The sequence below is a fragment of the Shimia biformata genome, assembly GCF_016888515.1.
Taxonomy (GTDB): Bacteria; Pseudomonadota; Alphaproteobacteria; order Rhodobacterales; family Rhodobacteraceae; genus Shimia_A; species Shimia_A biformata.
In genome coordinates, this window is sequence record NZ_JAFEJK010000003.1 from 150569 (window position 1) to 169156 (window position 18588).

An 18588-nucleotide genomic window follows, 5' to 3' on the forward strand; every position below is an offset into this window, starting at 1 on the left:
TATGAACAACGCTGAAAGCGAGGGTTCCCGCGCGTGACTGAAGACAAGACAGAGCAACTTGACCTGACCGGCCGCCTTCTGATAGCGATGCCCGGCATGGGCGATCCGCGATTTGCCAATTCACTGGTTTACCTGTGTGCCCATTCCGAAACGGGTGCGATGGGGCTGATCGTGAACAAGCTGGTGCCGGGGATGAGCTTTAAATCCCTGTTGGATCAGCTGGAAATCCCCTGCCAGCCGCGCCCCGGTTCGGCGCCCTTGCATTTTGGCGGGCCGGTGGAAAGCAGCCGGGGTTTCGTGCTGCATGGCACTGATTACCGCTCGGATCTTTCGACGCTGATGGTGAACGAAGAGTTTGCCATGACCGCGACGCTGGATGTGCTGGAAGAGATGGGGCAGGGCAATGGCCCGTCGCGGGCGCTGATGGCGCTGGGTTATGCCGGCTGGGGGCCGGGGCAGCTTGAGGATGAGATCGCCGCCAATGGCTGGCTGACCTGCGATGCGTCGCTGGAACTGGTCTTTGACCGGGCCAATGACCGCAAATGGGAAGCGGCGCTGGAAAGCATCGGGGTCAGCGCGCTGATGCTGTCGGCAACGGCTGGTCACGCCTGAGCGGATTGCTTTTCGTCAGGGACGCGGCGCGGCGGCGCGGCGAAGGCGGTCGTTGATCGCGCGGCCCAGCCCGTGATCGGGGATCGGGGAAACGGCGATGGGCGCGCCGGTTTCATCCAACCTGTGCAGGTATCCAAACAGATTCGCCGCAGCCTCGGTCAGGTCGCCGCTTTCCGAGAGGTTCAGGTCACAGGTCACGTGGCCAAATCCCAGCAGAACTTCATTTTCGCGGGGCTCGGTCACGTTCAGCCGCACCGGGGCGCCGGGGGCATAGTGTGAGGTCATCTGTCCCGGTGCGACCAGGGGGTCGCCGTCATTGTGACGGCCCAGCGGATACCCAAGCGCAGCCTCGGCTGCTTCGACGGGCAGTCCGCCCGGGCGCAGCAGGACCGGAGTGTCGGTCAGGCCGATGATGGTCGATTCCAGCCCAACCTCGCAGGGGCCGCCATCCAGAACCGCGTCGATCTTGCCCGCAAGCCCCGCAATCACATGGTCGGCGCTGGTGGGAGAGATCCGGCCCGACGGGTTTGCCGACGGGCCCGCAAGCGGGCCGCCAAATGCCTTGAGCAAGGAACGGAAGGCGGGATGCGCAGGGACGCGCACCGCCAGCGACGGCAGTCCCGAGGTCACCAGTTCCGATAATCCCGAATCGTCGCGGATCGGCAGCACCAGCGTCAGCGGGCCCGGCCAGAAGGCGGTTGTCAGGATTTCGGCGGCGTCATTCCAACTGACGTAACGTTTCGCGGTGTCGACATCGGCGACATGCACGATCAGCGGGTTGAACGTGGGCCGGTTCTTGGCCGCGAAAATCCGCGCCACCGCATGGTCGTTTTTGGCGTCTCCGCCAAGCCCGTATACGGTTTCGGTGGGAAAGGCGACCAGCCCGCCCCCGGTCAGGATTTCCGCCGCGCGGGACAGCCCGTCTTCGTCCGGTCCCAGAGTTTCCGTATCCACGCGGGTATCTCCCGTGACGTTGCGTTTCGCTTCCGGCGTCGGGGCCGGACCTTTACCTTGAGGCAAATCGCTCAATACAAGCGCCTGACCGCAAAGCCAATACACCAGGAGCCCGCCATGCCTTATCGCGCGCCGCTGCCCGACTATACCTTCCTGTTCGACAATATCGTCGATTTCCAGGCCCTGTCCCAGACCGAAAAGTTCGCCGAGGCCGACAAGGACCTCGTGACCGCCATTCTGGGTGAAGCCGGACGCATGTGCGAAGAGGTGCTGGAACCCGCCCGCCGCAACGGGGACCTGACCCCGGCGGTGCTGGAAAACGGTGTGGTGCGCACATCGCCCGGATTTGCCGCTGCCTATGAGCAGATTAAGGAAGGCGGCTGGGTCTCGACCTCGGCCGATCCCGAGTTTGGCGGCATGGGCCTGCCGATGACCGTGACCACCGTGGTCAACGAGATGATGTCGGCGGCAAACCTGTCGCTGCAACTGAACCCGCTGATGACGCAGGGCCAGATCGAGGCGCTGGAAAACCACGCCAGCGATGAGGTCAAGGCGATGTTCCTGCCCAAGCTGGTGTCGGGCGAGTGGTCGGGCACGATGAACCTGACCGAGCCGCAGGCCGGATCGGATGTGGGCGCGCTGCGCTCGAAGGCGGAACCCAATGGCGACGGCACCTATTCGGTGAGCGGCCAGAAGATTTTCATCTCGTGGGGTGACAACGACTTTACCGAGAACGTCTGCCACCTTGTTCTTGCCCGCCTGCCGGACGGCGTTGAGGGGACCAAGGGGATTTCGCTGTTCCTGGTGCCGCGCAACCTGCCGGATGAGAACGGCAATCCCGGCGTGGCGAATTCGCTGAAAGTGGTCAGCCTGGAACACAAGATGGGGCTGCATGGCTCGCCCACGGCTGTGATGGAATATGACGGCGCCAAAGGTTGGCTTGTCGGCGAGGAACATGACGGTATGCGCGCCATGTTCACCATGATGAACAACGCCCGCCTGGGTGTTGGCGTTCAGGGGATCGGCATCGCCGAGGGCGCCTATCAGCACGCGCTGGCCTATGCGCTGGACCGCAAGCAGGGCCGCACCCCGGTCGAAGGTGGGACCGGCACGATTGTCGATCACGCCGACGTGCGCCGGATGCTGGCGACGATGAAGGCGGACCTGTTCGCGGCCCGCGCGATTGCGCTGTCCTGCGCGGTGGCCATCGACATGGGCCATGCGACCGGCGACAAGGCGTGGAAATCGCGGGCGGCCTTCCTGACCCCGATTGCCAAGGCGTTTGGCACCGACACCGGGATCGCCGTTGCCGAGACCGGCGTGCAGGTGCATGGCGGCATGGGCTTCATCGAGGAAACCGGCGCGGCGCAATTCTGCCGCGACGTGCGCGTCACCGCGATCTATGAGGGCACCAACGGCATTCAGGCGATGGACCTTGTCGGCCGCAAGCTGATGGACAAGGGCGAGGCGGCGAACCTGATTCTGGACGAGATCGAGGAACATGCCGAGACCGCCCGTGGCACCATGCCGGAACTGGCCGAACCCGTCTGGCAGGCGACCGAGACCCTGCGCGAAGGCGTCGAATGGATGCTGGAGCAGGGCGACATGAATGAACGGTTTGCCGGTGCGGTGCCGTTCCTGCGCGCCTTTGCCCGCGTGCTGGGTGGGCATTTCCACCTGAAGGCGGCCATGGCCGAGGGCGGCGACGGTCCGCGCACCCGGCTGGCGCGGTTCTATGTCAACCGCCTGTTGCCGGAGCATGCCGGGCTGCTGGCCCATGCCACCGAAGGCGCATCCGACCTCTACGCGCTCAGCATCGACGATCTGTCAGCATGAGCAGGGCACCCGAGGCAGGCATTCGTTATCCGTGGGACGAACCGCCCGCCGAGGGCGAGGCGATCGAGGTGGCGGACGGCATCCTGTGGTTCCGCCTGCCGCTTCCGATGGCGCTGGACCACGTCAACGTCTACGCGTTGGACGAGGGCGACAGCTGGACCATTATCGACACCGGTTTCGCCTCGAAACGCAGTCGCGGGATCTGGGAAACGATCCTGAAGGGCCCACTGGCTGGCAAGCCGGTGGGTCGTGTCGTTGTGACCCATCACCATCCCGATCACGTCGGGCTGGCGGGCTGGTTCCAGTCCGAGCATGGCGCCGAGTTATGGACCACCCGCACCGCTTGGCTGTTTGCGCGGATGCTGTCCCTGGACGTGCAGGCGGTGCCGACGCAGGAGACGCTGAATTTCTATCGCAGCGCCGGGATGGACGAGGACATCTTTGCCCAGCGTGCATCCGAACGTCCTTTCAACTTCTCGGACGTGGTGGCGCCGATGCCCTTGGGGTTCCGGCGCATCAAGCAGGATGACATCATCGCGATGGGCGGGCGCGAATGGCATGTCCATATCGGCAATGGCCACGCGCCGGAACACGCGACATTCTGGAGCCGCAATGACAACCTTGTCATCAGCGGCGACCAGATCCTGCCTTCGATCAGCTCGAACATCGGTGTCTATGCCACCGAACCCGAGGCCGACCCCGTCGCCGACTGGCTGGAATCCTGCGAACGGCTGGCGCGGCTGGCACGGCCCGAACATCTGGCGCTGGGCGGGCACAAGCTGCCGTTTACCGGAATGCCGACGCGAATGCGGCAGTTGATCGACAACCATCACGGCGCGCTGAAACGGCTTGCCGGGCACCTCGACACGCCCAAAACTGCCGGCGAGTGTTTTCCGCCCCTGTTCAAGCGCAAGATCGGCAAGACGGAATATGGGCTGGCACTGGTTGAAGCTTTCGCCCATCTGAACCATCTCTATCATGTCGGAGAAGTCAGCCGCACGCGCCGCGACGATGGCGCGTTCCTGTGGCAGAAGATGGGCTGAGGGGGCCACGACGATGATGGGAGACGAGATTGAAACCACTGCCGAGGCCGCAGAGCGGGACGTGCTTCCGCGCCGATACGAGGTGCGCACCGATGGCGCGGTTTGCGATGACGAACCCTGTGCCGTCACCACCCGTCCGGTGTCGCAGAAAAGCCCGGCGGAATGGGCCTATGAGCGGCTGATTCTCTATATCCAGAACTTTGAGCAGCAGCTGGACAATGAACACGAGGTTGCGATGGGTTTTACTGGCGGGGATGCCGGGGTTCTCAGGATCGAGGGCATGGGCTTTTTCGATCCCGATATCGTGACCTTCTACGGCTCGGATGCAAACGGGGTGAAAACCCAGCTTGTTCAGCACGTCAGCCAGTTGAACGTCATGCTGCGCGCCTTGCCGATCGTCCACGAAACCGATGCGCCGAACCGGATCGGTTTCCGGCTGGCGGCGGGGTTGGAACAATCTGCAAACGGCGACTGACAACGGTGAAAGACACTGTGCGCCATTGACGTGGTGACAGCCCGTTTCATATCAGGTATTGAGCGGAAAAACGTATCGAGGGAACGCGATCATGGCTGAATACAAGCACGGCGAAATGAACATCGAAGTCCAGGAAAAGACCTTTGCGGGCTTCATCAAGGCAGCGACCTGGGTGGCCGCCGCGTCGATTGGCATCCTGATCTTCCTGGCGCTGGTCAACAGCTAAGCCATTTCCACAATTTGCCGGAGGCCCGGTCATGGCCCTAGTCCTGCGTCTGTGCGCCGTGTTGGTGTCCTTGTCTCTGCTTGGCGCCTGTGCGGTACCGGGCAAGGGCGGGGCCAGCGCGGATGAGATCGCACGCGCGGCCTATCATCATGGCGGGCAGCCCAGCCTGACACTTTATACGATGATCTCGAACCGGTCGGGCAGCGGTGCACATACCTCGTTGCTGATCAACGCGTCTCAGCGCGTGGCCTGGGATCCGGCCGGGTCTTTCCGTGCCGACGGGATCGTGGCGCGGGACGACGTGGTTTACGGCATGACCCCCTACATGGTGGATTTCTATACGCGCTACCATGCGCGCGAGACGTTCCACGTGGTTGTCCAGAAACTTCCCGTCAGCGCCGAGGTTGCGGAAATGACGCTGCGCAAGGTCCAGGCCTATGGCGCCGTCGCCGAGGCGCATTGTGCCATGTCGACGTCGCAGATCCTGTCCACGGTTCCGGGGTTCGAAGACATCAAGCCCAGCTATTCGCCGCTGAAACTGATGGATGCTTTCGAAGCGAAGGGCGCAAGTTTCGAGCGGCTCTATGAGTATGACGAGGACGACAAGTCCAAGGCGCTGCGCGAATTTGATCCGTCGCTGGTCAAGAAAGACAGCTAGGCCGCACGTCAAGCCCGTCGGCCTGTGACAGGATCAGACCGTCAGCCAGAGCCCGGCGTAAAGCACCACCACACCCGCCGCGATTGCCGCCAGAACATTGCGGCTCCAAAGCCCGACCCCAAGGGTCGCGATTGCTGCCGCCATGCGCGCGGGGTCAAGATGACCGCTGGTGGCATCGGGCCAGACCACCAGCGGCGCGACTAGCGCGGGCAGGATCGCTACTGCGGTATAGCGCAGGTGCCGGATCACCCAGTCGGGCAGGGGGCGGTCTCCGACGAGGCCGAGGAATACGAAGCGCAGGCCGAAACTGCCCAGCCCCATGACGATGATGATGAGCCAGATATTGTAATTGTCGATCATGGCGCGGCCCTCCGGGTCATCCACAGTTCGACCTGCGCGCCAGTCATCATTCCGGCGATCCCCGCGACGATCAGGCCAAGGTTATAGGGCAGAAAGGCAAAGACCAGTGCGGTGGCGACTGCGACCAGCGCCGCCGCCACATGCGCCAGCGTCCGCAGCATTGGCGCGGTCAGGGCAAGGAAGGTGATCGGCACGGCAAAGTCGATGGCCAGTCCATCCGGCAACGCCGTTCCCACCAGAGCGCCGATCATGCTGGTGATGTACCAGACCGTCACCACCGGGATGACGCAGCCGATGAAATAGCGCACCTTTTCGTTCAGCGGCATCTCGGGTTCGTTTTCGTATTTGATCATCGCCGTGGCATAGGATTGATCGACGGTCAGATAGGCCACCAATGCCCGTTGCCACAGCGGAGCCTTGCCCAGATAGGGGACCAGAGACGCCGAATACATCGCCAGCCGCAGGTTCACGGCAAGGGCCGAGGCAAGGACCACGACGGTAGGCGCGTTTTCCTGCATCAATTGCAATGCGGTGAACTGCGCGGCCCCCGCGATCACCACGACCGAGAAGGACAGGACTTCGAACACATTGAGGCCGGCCTCGGTCGCAACCACGCCGAACAGCACCGCAAAAGGCGCGATCACCAGTGTGAAGGGCATCCCGTCGCGGACCCCGCGCCAGAAGACAGATTTGGAACTGGAAGACGACATGGCATGACCGTAGATTGTTCGCTAAGACCCGGCCTATCGCGGCCCATGAGGAGATGCAATTGCCGACGCTTGATGACCTCAGCGACTTCGTGATCGCCCCGGACCCGGCGGCGCCGGGACTGACGCGCGCGGTGCAGGGCACCGATCAGGACGGGACGCCCACAAGCATCCCGGTGATCGAGGAACGCCCGCTGACGATCTTTCTCAACAGCCAGGAAATCGTGACCGCGATGAGCATCGGGGACTATCCCGAATATCTGGCGCTTGGGTTTCTGCGGAACCAGCGCATGTTGTCGGATGGCGATGTGGTGACGGCGGTCGATTACGATGACGAGCTTGAAACGGTCGTTGTGCGTACAAAGACGCAGACCGATCACGAGGAAAAGTTAAAGAAAAAGACCCGCACATCCGGTTGTGCCGTGGGCACTGTCTTTGGCGACATGATGGAAGGCCTTGAGGACACGACCCTGCCGCCCTCGGTGATCCGCACGTCCGAGCTTTATCACGTCGCGGCGACGGTCAATCGCACCCCGTCGCTCTATCTTGAGGCCGGGGCGATCCATGGCTCGGTCCTGTGTCAGGGCGGGCGGCCATTGGTCTACATGGAGGATGTCGGGCGCCACAACGCGGTCGACAAGATCGCGGGGTGGATGTACCGCGAAGGTGTCTCGGGTGCGGACAAGATGCTTTACACCACCGGGCGGCTGACCTCGGAAATGGTGATCAAGACGGCGCTGATGGGGATACCCGTGCTGGCGTCGCGGTCCGGGTTTACCGCATGGGGCGTCGACATCGCGCGTCAGGTCGACCTGACGCTGATCGGGCGGATGCGGGGCAAGCGGTTCATCTGTCTTGCCGGAGAGCATCGGCTGAACCGCGACATCGACCCCGAGAGCCTGCCGGATGAGGACCGCAAACACCGGCGCAAGGGGGCGGAATGAAACAGCCATTGGGGGTGATCCTGGCCGGGGGGCAGGCGACCCGGATGGGCGGCGGCGACAAGGGGCTTCTTGAGCTTGAGGGCCAGCCGATCCTGTCCCGCGTGATTGACCGGCTGGCACCGCAGGTTGCGGGGCTGGCGCTTAATGCCAACGGCGATCCGGCACGGCTGGCACAGTTTGGCTTGCCGGTGATTGCCGACAGTGTCGCGGATTTTCCCGGTCCGCTTGCGGGGGTTTTGGCCGGGCTGGACTGGGCCGCCGCGCAAGGCGCCGAGACCATCGTGACCGCTGCCGCCGACACGCCGTTCTTTCCCTGCGACCTTGTCCCGCGCCTGTTGCTGGCCGCCGAGGGGCGTCCGCACCAGATGGCGCTGGCGGCGACACCGCATCCGAAACGGGGGCTGCTGAGACAGCCGACATTTGGCCTGTGGCCCGTCGCCCTGCGCGACGACCTGCGCGCGGCGCTGGGTGAGGGGATCCGCAAGGTGGTGATCTGGACCGACCGCCACGGGGCGGGGACGGCAGAGTTTCCGGTCGACGGCATCGACCCGTTCTTCAATGTCAATACGCCCGAAGACTTTGCGCTGGCCCGCGAATTGGTGGGGCAAAACGTATGAAGGTTTTTGGCATCACTGGCTGGAAAAACACTGGCAAGACCGGGTTGACGGAGCGGCTGGTGGCCGAGTTCACCGCGCGGGGACTGACCGTCTCGACCATCAAGCACACGCATCACGGGGTTGATACCGACCAGCCGGGCACCGACAGCTATCGCCACCGCGAGGCGGGCGCGCAGGAGGTGATGCTGGCGTCGGGCGGGCGTTGGGCCCTGATGCATGAGCTGCGCGGCGCGGCGGAACCGGGGCTGGATGACCTCTTGGCGCGGCTGTCGCCCTGTGACCTTGTGCTGGTCGAGGGGTTCAAGCGTGAAAACCACCCCAAGATCGAGACCCACCGCGCCGTGGCCGGACATGAGCTGATCGCGCCCGGCGATGCGACGATCCTCGCCATTGCATCGGACGTGGCGCTGGATATGGATCGGCCTGTGTTTGACCTCGACGATACCGGCGCGATTGCCGATTTCATTCAGGAGCATCTGGCCGCATGACAGACCTCACCCCGCCGCCGCTGGCCAATGATTGTTTCGCCCTGCCGCCTGGTGTCGACTGGACCCCGGTCGATGAGGCGCTGGCGGCGTTGCGGGACAGGCTGGCGCCGGTGACCGGGACTGAGACGATCCGCGCCGTCGATGGGCTGGGTCGCATTCTGGCCGTGCCGGTAATCGCGGGCCGCAGCAACCCGCCGCAGCCGAATTCGGCGGTGGATGGCTATGGGTTTGCCCATGCCGGGGTCGTGCCGGGGCCAAACCGGATGCCGCTGGTCGAAGGTCGCTCGGCGGCGGGTGAGCCGTTCCCCGGCACAGTGCCACCGGGTCACGCCATCCGTATCCTGACAGGGGCGACGATCCCGGCGGGGGTGGACACGGTGATCCTGCAAGAGGACATCGCCACCGACGGGCAGAACATCGCCTTTCACGGGCCGCTGAAACCGGGGGCGAATACGCGGCGCGCGGGTGAGGATGTGGACGACGGCGACGAGATTCTGCCTGTCGGTCGCCGCCTGACCCCTGCCGATATCGCGCTGATGACGGCGGTTGGGGTGGACCGGATCGAGGTGCGGATGCCGTTGCGGGTTGGCGTGATCTCGACCGGGGACGAGTTGGCCGAGGCGGGGACCAAAGCCCGCGCGGACCAGATTTATGACGCCAATCGGCCAATGCTTCTGGCGATGGCGGCACGGCTGGGCTTTGTCCCGGTCGATCTGGGCCGCGTGGCGGATGACCGCGACAGTCTGCGGGCGGCGATGGATGCCGCGTCCACGGCTGCTGATGTGATACTGACATCCGGCGGCGCGTCGGCGGGGGACGAGGACCATGTCTCGGCCCTGCTGAAGGAAAGCGGGTCTTTGTCGCATTGGCGCATTGCGATCAAGCCGGGCCGCCCGCTGGCGCTGGCGATGTGGAACGGCACGCCGGTGTTTGGCCTGCCGGGGAACCCGGTCGCGGCGATGGTGACGGCGCTGATCTTTGCGCGCCCCGCCTTCGGGATGCTGGCTGGCGAGGGGTGGAATTTGCCTGAACCTCTGCTTCTGCCCGCCGCGTTCAGCAAATCCAAGAAGCCGGGGCGCCGGGAATACCTACGGGCGCGGCTGCGGGATGGCCGGGTCGAGGTTTTCGGCTCGGAAGGGTCGGGCCGGATCAGCGGGCTTTCCTGGGCCGAAGGGCTGGTTGAATTGCCCGACGAGGCCGCTGAGATCGCGCCCGGCACACTGGTCCGTTATCTGCCTTATGCCGCGTTTGGTCTTTAGACGCGTGTGAGGCCCAAACCGTCTGGACCTTGGTCGCACCCGTGTTATGAAGCGCGCGAATGACATCAGGTGAAACACGCCCCTGACCCCGTGCTGGCATGCGAGGGCAGGCGGTGTACAAGCGAAAGCCCCCAAATGACCCAGACCAAGCGTATCGTTCTGTCCAGCGATCATGCCGCCATCGACCTGCGCCGGGCCGTGGCCGACCATATCGCTGCCAAGGGTTGGGATGTGGTCGATATTGGTCCGACCACGATTGAAAGCACGCATTACCCGCTGCATGGCAAGGCTGCCGCCGAAAAGGTGGCGTCGGGGGATTGCGCGTTGGGGATTATCCTGTGCGGCACCGGGCAGGGCATCATGATGGCTGCCAACAAGGTGCCGGGCATTCGCTGTGGCGTGTGTTCCGACACGTTCTCGGCGGAAATGATCCGCCAGCATAATGACGCCAACATGCTGTCGATCGGCGCGCGCGTGGTGGGCGAGGGGTTGGCGTTGAAGATCGTGGACGCGTTTCTGGACGCCACTTTTGAAGGCGGGCGTCACGCGACGCGCGTCGGGATGATCGAAGGCGCAGGCGTGTAGCGACCCGCCGGGATCAGTCGAAAATCCCGGCCACCCGGCCCAGCAGCATGAAGGCGCGCGCGGTGCGGGTGTCCGACAGGGCCGCGATTTCGGCATCGGACGCTGTTTCCTCGAACGCGATGAAGTTCTTGTCGAACCGGCGCAGGAAGTGATGTGCCGCGTCGCGGAAGATTGCGTCCTGTTTCATCCGACCCGCCGCCAACGCCAGTGACGAGCGGTCGCGGATACCGCCAAGCGCAGCGATGGCGCGGCCACGTTCCCCGGCGGCAAAGCGGCGCCACAACTCGGGGCGGGCGAGGTCGGGGCGCAGGTCGTCCATATAGATCCCGTCCTGGCTGAGCAGGGTCAGGATGTCCTGTGCCGCCTGCACAAGCTGCGCCGCCTGCCGGTCCTTCAGTGCCTTGCGCAGGGCCGAAAACCCTTCCTTGTCCTCGGTGTTCTCGGGGAAGTTCAGCGCCTTGATGAAGGTGTCGCGCGACAGGGGCGGCGACAGGTCTTCGGCGGGGGTGCCAAGTGCCAGAAGGCCCTGATCCTCGGCTTCGGTCTGGGCCGGTGCGGGGTCCGCGGCTTTGCGGATACCGCCGATGTCGCGGGTCGACTGGAACATGGCCAGCGCGGTTTCTGTCTTGCGCTGCGCGGCTGCGATCTCGTCCAACTTCTTTGTCACGGTCGGCTCAAGCCCGCCGCCGCTGCCCTTGGCCTGCGCCTGACTCAGGTAAGACCGTCGCATCGCGTCGACAGCGGCCTGAAGGCGGCGGCTTTCCTCACGCATGACGCGGGACGAGCGTGCCGCCGTCGCCGCCACCCAGATCATCGCAACCGGCATGAAGATCGCAAGGATCGTCATCAGGAAGCGCAGAGAATCCGGTTCTGCCCCCTGTTCACCGCGTTCCAGGACCATGAAGAAAACCACCGTCCCGCCCAGCCACAACAGGCTGAGCGCCACCGCGATCACTTCGATCCCGGTAACACGCGGCTGGTCTGGACGGTTATAGACGTCCAGCGGCGTTGACTTCTGCTCGGGTTCTTGCGGCATCTGGCTTGGTTACACGTATTGGATCGTCAGGATTTCATAGCTTTTTTCGCCGCCAGGTGTGCGGACTTCGACGCTGTCGCCCTCTTCCTTGCCGATCAGGGCGCGGGCGATGGGGGATTTGATGTTCAACAGCCCCTTTTCGACGCTGGCCTCGTGTTCACCCACGATCTGCCATGTCTTTTCCTCGTCCGTGTCTTCGTCCACCAGCGTCACGGTTGCGCCGAACTTGATCGAGCCGGACAGGGACGCGGGGTCGATGACGTCGGCAAGCGAGATCAGGCCCTCGATTTCCTTGATGCGGCCTTCGATGAAGGACTGTTTCTCGCGGGCCGAGTGGTATTCGGCGTTTTCGGACAGGTCGCCATGCTCTCGCGCTTCGGCGATGGCCTTGATGATGGCTGGCCGATCAACCGATTTCAATTGTTTCAGTTCGGTTTCGAGCGCGGCAAAACCGGTCCGCGTCATCGGCACTTTTTCCATTTTTCTCTTGTCCGTCGCTTTGTCGTTTCGTGGTCTATTGGTCGTCGTTTCCCCGCGTTGGGCAGGGGCTGCGATCGTCCTGAAGCTGAGCTACCTGACCTAATGCGGCAGGGGATTGCAAGGGAAAGGTGGCGCTCAGGGCGGCGGCAGCAGGGATAGGTCGCGGGAATAATCGCGTTGCATCGGAATGTCACCCAGATCGGCACAATTGCGGTTCAAAAGATAGTGGTTGGGCAGGTCGTCCTTGCGAACGTCCGGGTCGATCTGCATCGCCAGTTGGATCAGCGCCCGGTCGGAAAAGGGGTTCATCACGAAATTGTCGGGTGTTCCGAAATGGCGGATTCCAAGGCTGTTGGGCAAAAGATGTTCGATGAATTGCAGGTCAAGCTGACGCCGCCAGGCGGATTTGGGCAGGCTTTCGGCCCAGCTGCGGTAACGGTCCTGCCAGGCCGCACGAATTGCGTCCTGATCGCCGGCCCGGTTGATCAGAAGCCGCCGCATGGCAAAGCTTGTGGCCGGACGTCGTCGTGTCATCGACGAACGGTTCCACTGGTTGGCGCGTAGGATTTCCATCACGTTGCCGCGCAGCGCCACATGACCGGGGGGAAGCTGCAACCGGGTTCCCTCGATCCGCAGCGGCGTGCCGACATGGGTAAAGCCGGTGCGACGCAGGTAGAGGTCGCGCTGCTCGGGCGTCGTTTCGACATAGGTCAATCGCCGGAACGGGACGCCCAGGCGGGTGCAGATGGTTTCCCCGATATCGGCGTCAAGCTTTGACATCTTGTGGAACTGCCAGGCAAAGCCGAACGCGATCTTGGAAAGATGCGGACGCGCCGCGCCGATCAGGTTGCGGCTGTCCTTGCCGCCCGAGACCGGCAGGATCACAGGCGTGTTGTCGGCCAGGGCGCCGACGATCTGTTCCAGTCGATCGCTGATCCGGTCGGCATTGTCCTTCCAGGACGTGTCGGGCGTGGTCAGATTGTCACCCTTGCGCGGCCAGTGGCGGACACAGGCGAAGCTGTCGAGGTCAAGGTAATGGTTCGGCAAGGCGCGCAGCACGTTGGCATCCGGCGTCTGCTGCAATGAGAACACAAAGCCCCCGCCCAGAACCTTTTGAGATGTGAACCAGGGGTGTTCGACCGGGGTGGACAATGTCGCAAGCGCCGGTATCGGCGCGACCAGACGATCCTGCGGGTTAAAGACACAGGCGAAATCGCCAACGGGATCGCCGTAGATGCGATGCAGGTCCGGCGTGTCGAAGATCACGAGGTAACGTCCGGCAATGCCCTCGATCCACTGTTCGGTGTTTCGCAACACGGCCGGGCGGCGCGTGTTGAACGGCAGTTTCGTCCCGTCCCGGACATAAGCGCCGTCGGCGGCGATACCCTCGCCCAGGAACCAGCCGACCTGGGTTCCATTGCGGTCCAAAAGCCGCCGCACCCTTGGCCCTGGCGCACAATAAAGTGTCCACCGGTTCAGCCTGTGTCCGACCCAGCCGTTGAAGGTCAGGTTGTCCTGTTCACTCAATACGAACTGGCCGGGGAAAAGCCGGTCCATGGTTTCCCCACGTTCCAGCGCCTCGGATGCGGCAATGGGAAGACCGCTTTGGGCCGCTGATTGAATGATGCCTTGCTGGTTCACGTGAGGTTCCGCCCGTTTCCCCGATCTTCGCCGGGTCCTGCGCCTGTTGCCTGAATCCTACGCCTGCCCGACTCGCAGGTCAAAAAGATCATGCGTTCGGGGAAATTTTTCCCGGTATTGGTCACAATGCCTGACCGAAACCCGGATGTTTACGCTCACATTGTTTGTGCCGTGGGGTTCTGATTGCGCTTCTGGTCCGGTCACGGTAGCAAAACGCGAAATATTCTGTCGCGCACGCGACCCCGGAGGAAGGTAGCCAGATGTCTGACATCCAACGCGAAACCATGGAATACGACGTTGTCATCGTCGGGGCGGGGCCTGCGGGCCTGTCTGCAGCGATCCGATTGAAGCAGATCGACCCCGATCTTGAGGTCGTGGTGCTGGAGAAGGGATCAGAAGTTGGTGCCCATATCCTGTCCGGCGCGGTGCTGGACCCGGTTGGCCTGAACAAGCTGATCCCGGACTGGAAGGACAAGGGCGCGCCGCTGAATGTGCCTGTCACCGAGGACAATTTCTACATGTTGGGCGAAGCGGGCGAGATCCGCATCCCGACATGGCCGATGCCGCCGCTGATGAACAACCACGGCAACTACATCGTCTCGATGGGCAATGTCTGCCGCTGGATGGCGGAACAGGCCGAGGAACTTGGGGTCGAGATCTTCCCCGGCATGGCCTGTTCGGAACTGGTCTATGGCGACAATGGCGAGATCAAGGGCGTCGTCGCCGGGGTCTTTGGTCTGGAAGCCGACGGATCCTATGGCGAAAACACCGAGCCGGGCATGGAATTGCACGGCAAATACGTCTTCATCTCGGAAGGTGTGCGTGGCTCGCTGGCGAAAGAGATCATCAACAAATACGACCTGCAAGCCGGGAAGGAGCCGCAGAAATACGGCATCGGCATGAAGGAAATCTGGGAGATCGACCCGGCCAAGCACAAGGAAGGCAGCGTCACCCATACGATGGGCTGGCCGCTGGGCGGCAATGCCGGTGGCGGGTCGTTCATCTATCACCTTGAGAACAATCAGGTTTATGTCGGGTTCGTGGTCCACCTGAACTACAAGAACCCGCATCTTTATCCTTACATGGAGTTCCAGCGCTTCAAACATCACCCGATGGTGGCCGAGCTTCTGGAAGGCGGTAAACGCGTGGCCTATGGCGCACGGGCGATCACCGAGGGCGGTTATCAGTCGATGCCCAAGATGGTGGCGCCGGGCGCGGCGCTTCTGGGCTGCTCGGTCGGCATGGTCAACGTGCCGCGCATCAAGGGCAACCATAACGCCATGCTGTCGGGCATCGCCGCCGCCGACGCCGCTGCCGCCGCGATCAAGGCGGGCCGCGCAGGGGATGAACTGAGCGACTATGAGGTCGAAGTACGCACCGGCGCCATCGGCAAGGACCTGAAAAAGGTCCGCAACGTCAAACCGATGTGGTCGAAATGGGGCATGCTGGCCTCGACCGTGTTCGGCGGGTTCGACATGTGGACCAACACGTTCGGCTTTTCGCTGTTTGGCACGCTGGGTCACGGCAAGAATGACGCCAAGGCGACCGAGGAAGCATCGAAACACAAGGTCATCGACTATCCCAAGCCGGATGGAAAACTGTCGTTTGACCGGCTGACCAACGTGTCGTTTGCGATGACCAACCACGAGGAAAGCCAGCCCTGCCACCTGAAACTGGGCGATCCGTCGATCCCGGTGAAGGTCAACCTGCCGAAATTCGCTGAACCGGCACAGCGCTATTGTCCGGCCGGGGTCTATGAGATCGTGGAAGAGGAAGGCAGCGAGCCGCGCTTCGTCATCAACTTCCAGAACTGCGTCCACTGCAAGACCTGCGATATCAAGGACCCGAGCGAGAACATCACATGGACCACGCCCCAGGGCGGCGACGGCCCGAACTATCCCAATATGTGATCTGACATCCTCAAATCCTATCACGATGCGGGCGGCCCTGGGGCCGCCCCATTGCGTCTGGCCCATACGCGCACTAGGTTTCCCTTGGACCCCCTCTGACAAGGAGCCTTCCGTGCCCGTCTCAACATTCAAAAAAGCCGTTTTCTCATTGGTCCTGACCCTGTCGGCAGGGCAGTTGACGGCCGAGGGTCTGTCGGGGGCCTATCTTGCCGGTCGCCAGGCAAGCTATAACAGCGATTTTGCGGCCGCAGCCGAGTATTACACCCAGGCGCTGGCCCGTGACCCGGGCAATGTCGGGCTTATGGAAAGCGCCGTGTTGTCCTTCCTCGCGCTGGGCGAGGTGGAAAAAGCCCTGCCCATCGCGCGTCACCTTGAGGAAAAAGGCGCAGACAGCCAGTTGGCCAGCATGGTTCTGGCCGCCGGTCTTGTGTCAAAGGGCGATTATGACGCCCTGATCGCCCGGATGAACGCGGAAAAAGGTGTCGGCCCGCTGGTCGACGGATTGATGACAGCCTGGGCCCATGTCGGCAGCGGACAGATGTCCGAGGCCCTGGCCGCGTTTCAGGCTGTAGGCTCGGAACCGGGCCTGATCGCCTTTTCTTCCTACCACCAGGCGCTGGCGCTGGCGTCGGTCGGGGATTTCGAAGGCGCGGCGGCGCTGTTCGAGGAACAGATGGACAACGGGTTGCAACTGACCCAGCGCGGCGCCTGGGCGCTGGTCGAGATCTATAGCCAGCTTGATCGCCGCGACGACGCGATCAGCCTGCTGGATGGCGTCTTTGGTGCCGGGCTGAACCCGGAACTCAATGACATCCGCGCGCGACTAGAAGCCGGTGAGACCCTGCCGTTCACACAGATCACCAGCGCCAAGGACGGTCTGGCCGAGGTGTTTTTCTCGATTGCCAGTGCGCTGGAACACGAGGCCAACGCGGATTACACGCTGCTTTATGCGCGCGTGGCGGAATTCCTGCGCCCGGATCACTTCGACGCCCTGATCCTTTCGGCAGGATTGCTTGAGGAACTGGGCCGATTTGAACTGGCGACCGAAGCCTATCGCCGCGTTCCTCCCGAACATCCGTCCTATTACCAGGCCGAGCTTGGCCGTGCGGATGCGCTGCGCCGGTCGGACCGGAATGAGGCCGCGATCGAGGTGCTGGAACAACTGGCGCGCAGTCATTCTGGCCTTTCCATCGTGCATTCAAGCCTTGGCGACGTGCTGCGGGGCCAGAAAGAGTTTGCCCGCGCCGCGGCCGCTTATGACACTGCGATCGGGTTGATCGACGAAGGCAGCCCGGGTCTTTGGTTCCTGCATTACGCCCGCGGTATTTCCCACGAGCGGCTGGATGACTGGGACCGAGCCGAGGCGGATTTCCGCGCCGCGCTGGAGTTGAACCCGGACCAGCCGCAGGTGCTGAACTATCTCGGCTATTCGCTGGTCGAAAAGCAGATCAAGCTGGACGAGGCGCTGGACATGATCGAACGCGCCGTCGCCGCGCAACCGCAGTCCGGTTATATCGTCGACTCGCTGGGCTGGGTTCTCTACCGGCTGGGCCGCTATGACGAGGCGGTGGATCACATGGAGCGCGCGGTCGAGCTGATGCCGATTGACCCGGTCGTGAATGACCACCTTGGCGATGTCTATTGGGCGGTGGGCCGCAAACTTGAGGCGGCCTTCCAGTGGCGGCGTGCCCTGTCTTTTGTCGATGCCGAAACCGCGGAAGAGGCCAAGCCCGACCGCATCCGCCGTAAGCTGGATGTGGGGCTGGATCAGGTGCTTGAGGAAGAGGGCGCCGCGCCCCTGAAAGTTGCCAATGAGGGCTGAGGCCTTTGCGCCCGCCAAGATCAACCTGACACTGCATGTCACCGGCCAGAGGGCGGATGGCTATCACTTGCTCGACTCGCTGGTGGGTTTTGCAGATATCGGCGACCGTGTCACAGCAGAGAAGGGCAAGGGGCTGTCACTGACGGTATCGGGGCCGATGGCGGATGGCGTGCCCACCGATGGCACGAACCTTATCCTGAAAGCGGCCCGGTTGATGGCACCTGATGGCGATGCCGCGCTGTCGCTGGAAAAGCACCTGCCCGCGACCTCAGGGATCGGTGGCGGGTCGTCGGATGCCGCCGCTGCGCTGACCGCTCTGTCGCGGCTCTGGGACACGCCATTGCCGCCGCTTGAGAAGATCGCGTCGTTGGGTGCGGATGTGCCGGTCTGCCTGTCCCACGTCCCGCAGCGCCTGCGCGGGATCGGCGAGGACCTGACCCCGTTGCCGCCTTTGCCGCCGTGCGAAATCCTGCTGGTCAATCCAGGCATCGCCGTGGCCACCCCGCCGGTCTTTGCAGCGCTTTCGACCAAGACCAACCCGCCGATGCCCGATACCCTGCCGAAATGGGGAGACGCGCGCGCCCTTGCGACCTGGCTGCACATGATGCGCAATGACCTTCACAAACCCGCCGCCACGCTGGTCCCAGAGATTGATGCTGTCCTTGACGCACTGGAAGAAACCAACTGCCTGATCGCGCGCATGTCCGGGTCCGGCGCCACGTGTTTTGCGCTCTATGAACCGGGGCGGGGCAACGCACAGCGCGCAGCCAACACCCTCACCCAAGTACATCCGAATTGGTGGGTGGCCGCAGGGAAACTGCTCTGACAGGCCACTGTGGCGGGCCACTCTGATGGGCCACTTCCTCTTGCGACAAATACCTCGGGGTGAGCATCGAAAACGAATTGTTTTCGAAGCGAGGGGCAGCGCCCCTTTT

General features: G+C 63.2%; 20 protein-coding genes. 14 read left to right on the top strand and 6 right to left on the bottom strand.

Going from position 1 to position 18588, the window contains the following annotated elements; all coding sequences use genetic code 11:
* Positions 1-33: 33 nt before the first annotated feature.
* Complete coding sequence (locus JQ863_RS17715; protein WP_338055539.1) at positions 34-612, top strand: YqgE/AlgH family protein; 579 nt, start codon at positions 34-36, stop codon at positions 610-612.
* Between the two features lie 15 nt (positions 613-627).
* Here JQ863_RS17715 and JQ863_RS17720 read toward each other — a convergent pair whose 3' ends face one another.
* Positions 628-1566, bottom strand: coding sequence for an L-threonylcarbamoyladenylate synthase (locus JQ863_RS17720; RefSeq protein ID WP_204115675.1), 939 nt, complete (start codon positions 1564-1566; stop codon positions 628-630).
* Between the two features lie 117 nt (positions 1567-1683).
* Between JQ863_RS17720 and JQ863_RS17725 the strand changes: the two genes are divergently transcribed.
* The 5 genes from JQ863_RS17725 (at position 1684) to JQ863_RS17745 (ending at position 5804) form a co-directional block, all read left to right on the top strand.
* A complete protein-coding gene (locus JQ863_RS17725) occupies positions 1684-3402 on the top strand; it encodes an acyl-CoA dehydrogenase (protein ID WP_204115676.1) in 1719 nt (572 codons plus the stop codon).
* A complete protein-coding gene (locus JQ863_RS17730; protein WP_204115677.1) occupies positions 3399-4445 on the top strand; it encodes an MBL fold metallo-hydrolase in 1047 nt (348 codons plus the stop codon). The genes JQ863_RS17725 and JQ863_RS17730 overlap by 4 nt, the downstream gene beginning before the upstream one ends.
* A gap of 16 nt (positions 4446-4461) precedes the next feature.
* On the top strand, positions 4462-4920 hold the full coding sequence (locus tag JQ863_RS17735; protein WP_204115789.1) for a DUF6173 family protein: 459 nt from the start codon (positions 4462-4464) through the stop codon (positions 4918-4920).
* 91 nt (positions 4921-5011) lie between these two features.
* Positions 5012-5146: an aa3-type cytochrome c oxidase subunit IV gene (locus JQ863_RS17740; protein WP_204115678.1), complete on the top strand. Its 135-nt coding sequence runs from the start codon at positions 5012-5014 to the stop codon at positions 5144-5146.
* Between the two features lie 31 nt (positions 5147-5177).
* On the top strand, positions 5178-5804 hold the full coding sequence (locus tag JQ863_RS17745; RefSeq protein WP_204115679.1) for a hypothetical protein: 627 nt from the start codon (positions 5178-5180) through the stop codon (positions 5802-5804).
* Between the two features lie 33 nt (positions 5805-5837).
* On the opposite strand, the gene JQ863_RS17750 is transcribed toward JQ863_RS17745, so the two are convergent.
* A complete protein-coding gene (locus tag JQ863_RS17750; RefSeq protein WP_204115680.1) occupies positions 5838-6164 on the bottom strand; it encodes an AzlD domain-containing protein in 327 nt (108 codons plus the stop codon).
* Complete coding sequence (locus tag JQ863_RS17755; RefSeq protein ID WP_204115681.1) at positions 6161-6874, bottom strand: AzlC family ABC transporter permease; 714 nt, start codon at positions 6872-6874, stop codon at positions 6161-6163. Before JQ863_RS17755 ends, JQ863_RS17750 begins: the two co-directional genes overlap by 4 nt.
* A gap of 53 nt (positions 6875-6927) precedes the next feature.
* Between JQ863_RS17755 and JQ863_RS17760 the strand changes: the two genes are divergently transcribed.
* The 5 genes from JQ863_RS17760 to rpiB all read left to right on the top strand — a co-directional run bounded on the left by JQ863_RS17760 (position 6928) and on the right by rpiB (position 10764).
* A complete protein-coding gene (locus JQ863_RS17760) occupies positions 6928-7815 on the top strand; it encodes a formate dehydrogenase accessory sulfurtransferase FdhD (protein WP_204115790.1) in 888 nt (295 codons plus the stop codon).
* Positions 7812-8432 (top strand): molybdenum cofactor guanylyltransferase MobA, encoded by a 621-nt coding sequence (mobA, locus tag JQ863_RS17765; protein ID WP_204115682.1) that lies wholly within the window; start codon positions 7812-7814, stop codon positions 8430-8432. The genes JQ863_RS17760 and mobA overlap by 4 nt, the downstream gene beginning before the upstream one ends.
* Positions 8429-8920 carry a molybdopterin-guanine dinucleotide biosynthesis protein B gene (mobB, locus tag JQ863_RS17770; RefSeq protein WP_204115683.1) on the top strand — a complete coding sequence of 164 codons (492 nt, stop codon included), beginning with the start codon at positions 8429-8431 and terminating at the stop codon, positions 8918-8920. The genes mobA and mobB overlap by 4 nt, the downstream gene beginning before the upstream one ends.
* A complete protein-coding gene (locus tag JQ863_RS17775) occupies positions 8917-10179 on the top strand; it encodes a molybdopterin-binding protein (RefSeq protein ID WP_204115684.1) in 1263 nt (420 codons plus the stop codon). Before mobB ends, JQ863_RS17775 begins: the two co-directional genes overlap by 4 nt.
* A 135-nt stretch (positions 10180-10314) precedes the next feature.
* A complete protein-coding gene (gene rpiB / locus JQ863_RS17780; protein ID WP_204115685.1) occupies positions 10315-10764 on the top strand; it encodes a ribose 5-phosphate isomerase B in 450 nt (149 codons plus the stop codon).
* 13 nt (positions 10765-10777) lie between these two features.
* Here rpiB and JQ863_RS17785 read toward each other — a convergent pair whose 3' ends face one another.
* The 3 genes from JQ863_RS17785 to JQ863_RS17795 form a co-directional block, all read right to left on the bottom strand.
* Positions 10778-11800, bottom strand: coding sequence for a hypothetical protein (locus tag JQ863_RS17785; RefSeq protein ID WP_204115686.1), 1023 nt, complete (start codon positions 11798-11800; stop codon positions 10778-10780).
* Between the two features lie 9 nt (positions 11801-11809).
* Positions 11810-12280, bottom strand: a complete 471-nt coding sequence (gene greA, locus JQ863_RS17790) for a transcription elongation factor GreA (RefSeq protein WP_204115687.1) — start codon at positions 12278-12280, stop codon at positions 11810-11812.
* A gap of 135 nt (positions 12281-12415) precedes the next feature.
* Complete coding sequence (locus JQ863_RS17795) at positions 12416-13921, bottom strand: hypothetical protein (protein WP_204115688.1); 1506 nt, start codon at positions 13919-13921, stop codon at positions 12416-12418.
* Positions 13922-14181: 260 nt separating this feature from the next.
* On the opposite strand from JQ863_RS17795, the gene JQ863_RS17800 reads away from it, so the two are divergent.
* From JQ863_RS17800 to JQ863_RS17810, 3 genes are all read left to right on the top strand, one after another.
* Positions 14182-15831: an electron transfer flavoprotein-ubiquinone oxidoreductase gene (locus tag JQ863_RS17800; protein WP_204115689.1), complete on the top strand. Its 1650-nt coding sequence runs from the start codon at positions 14182-14184 to the stop codon at positions 15829-15831.
* 112 nt (positions 15832-15943) lie between these two features.
* Positions 15944-17653, top strand: a complete 1710-nt coding sequence (locus tag JQ863_RS17805; RefSeq protein WP_338055540.1) for a tetratricopeptide repeat protein — start codon at positions 15944-15946, stop codon at positions 17651-17653.
* On the top strand, positions 17643-18479 hold the full coding sequence (locus JQ863_RS17810; protein ID WP_204115691.1) for a 4-(cytidine 5'-diphospho)-2-C-methyl-D-erythritol kinase: 837 nt from the start codon (positions 17643-17645) through the stop codon (positions 18477-18479). The genes JQ863_RS17805 and JQ863_RS17810 overlap by 11 nt, the downstream gene beginning before the upstream one ends.
* Positions 18480-18588: the final 109 nt, after the last annotated feature.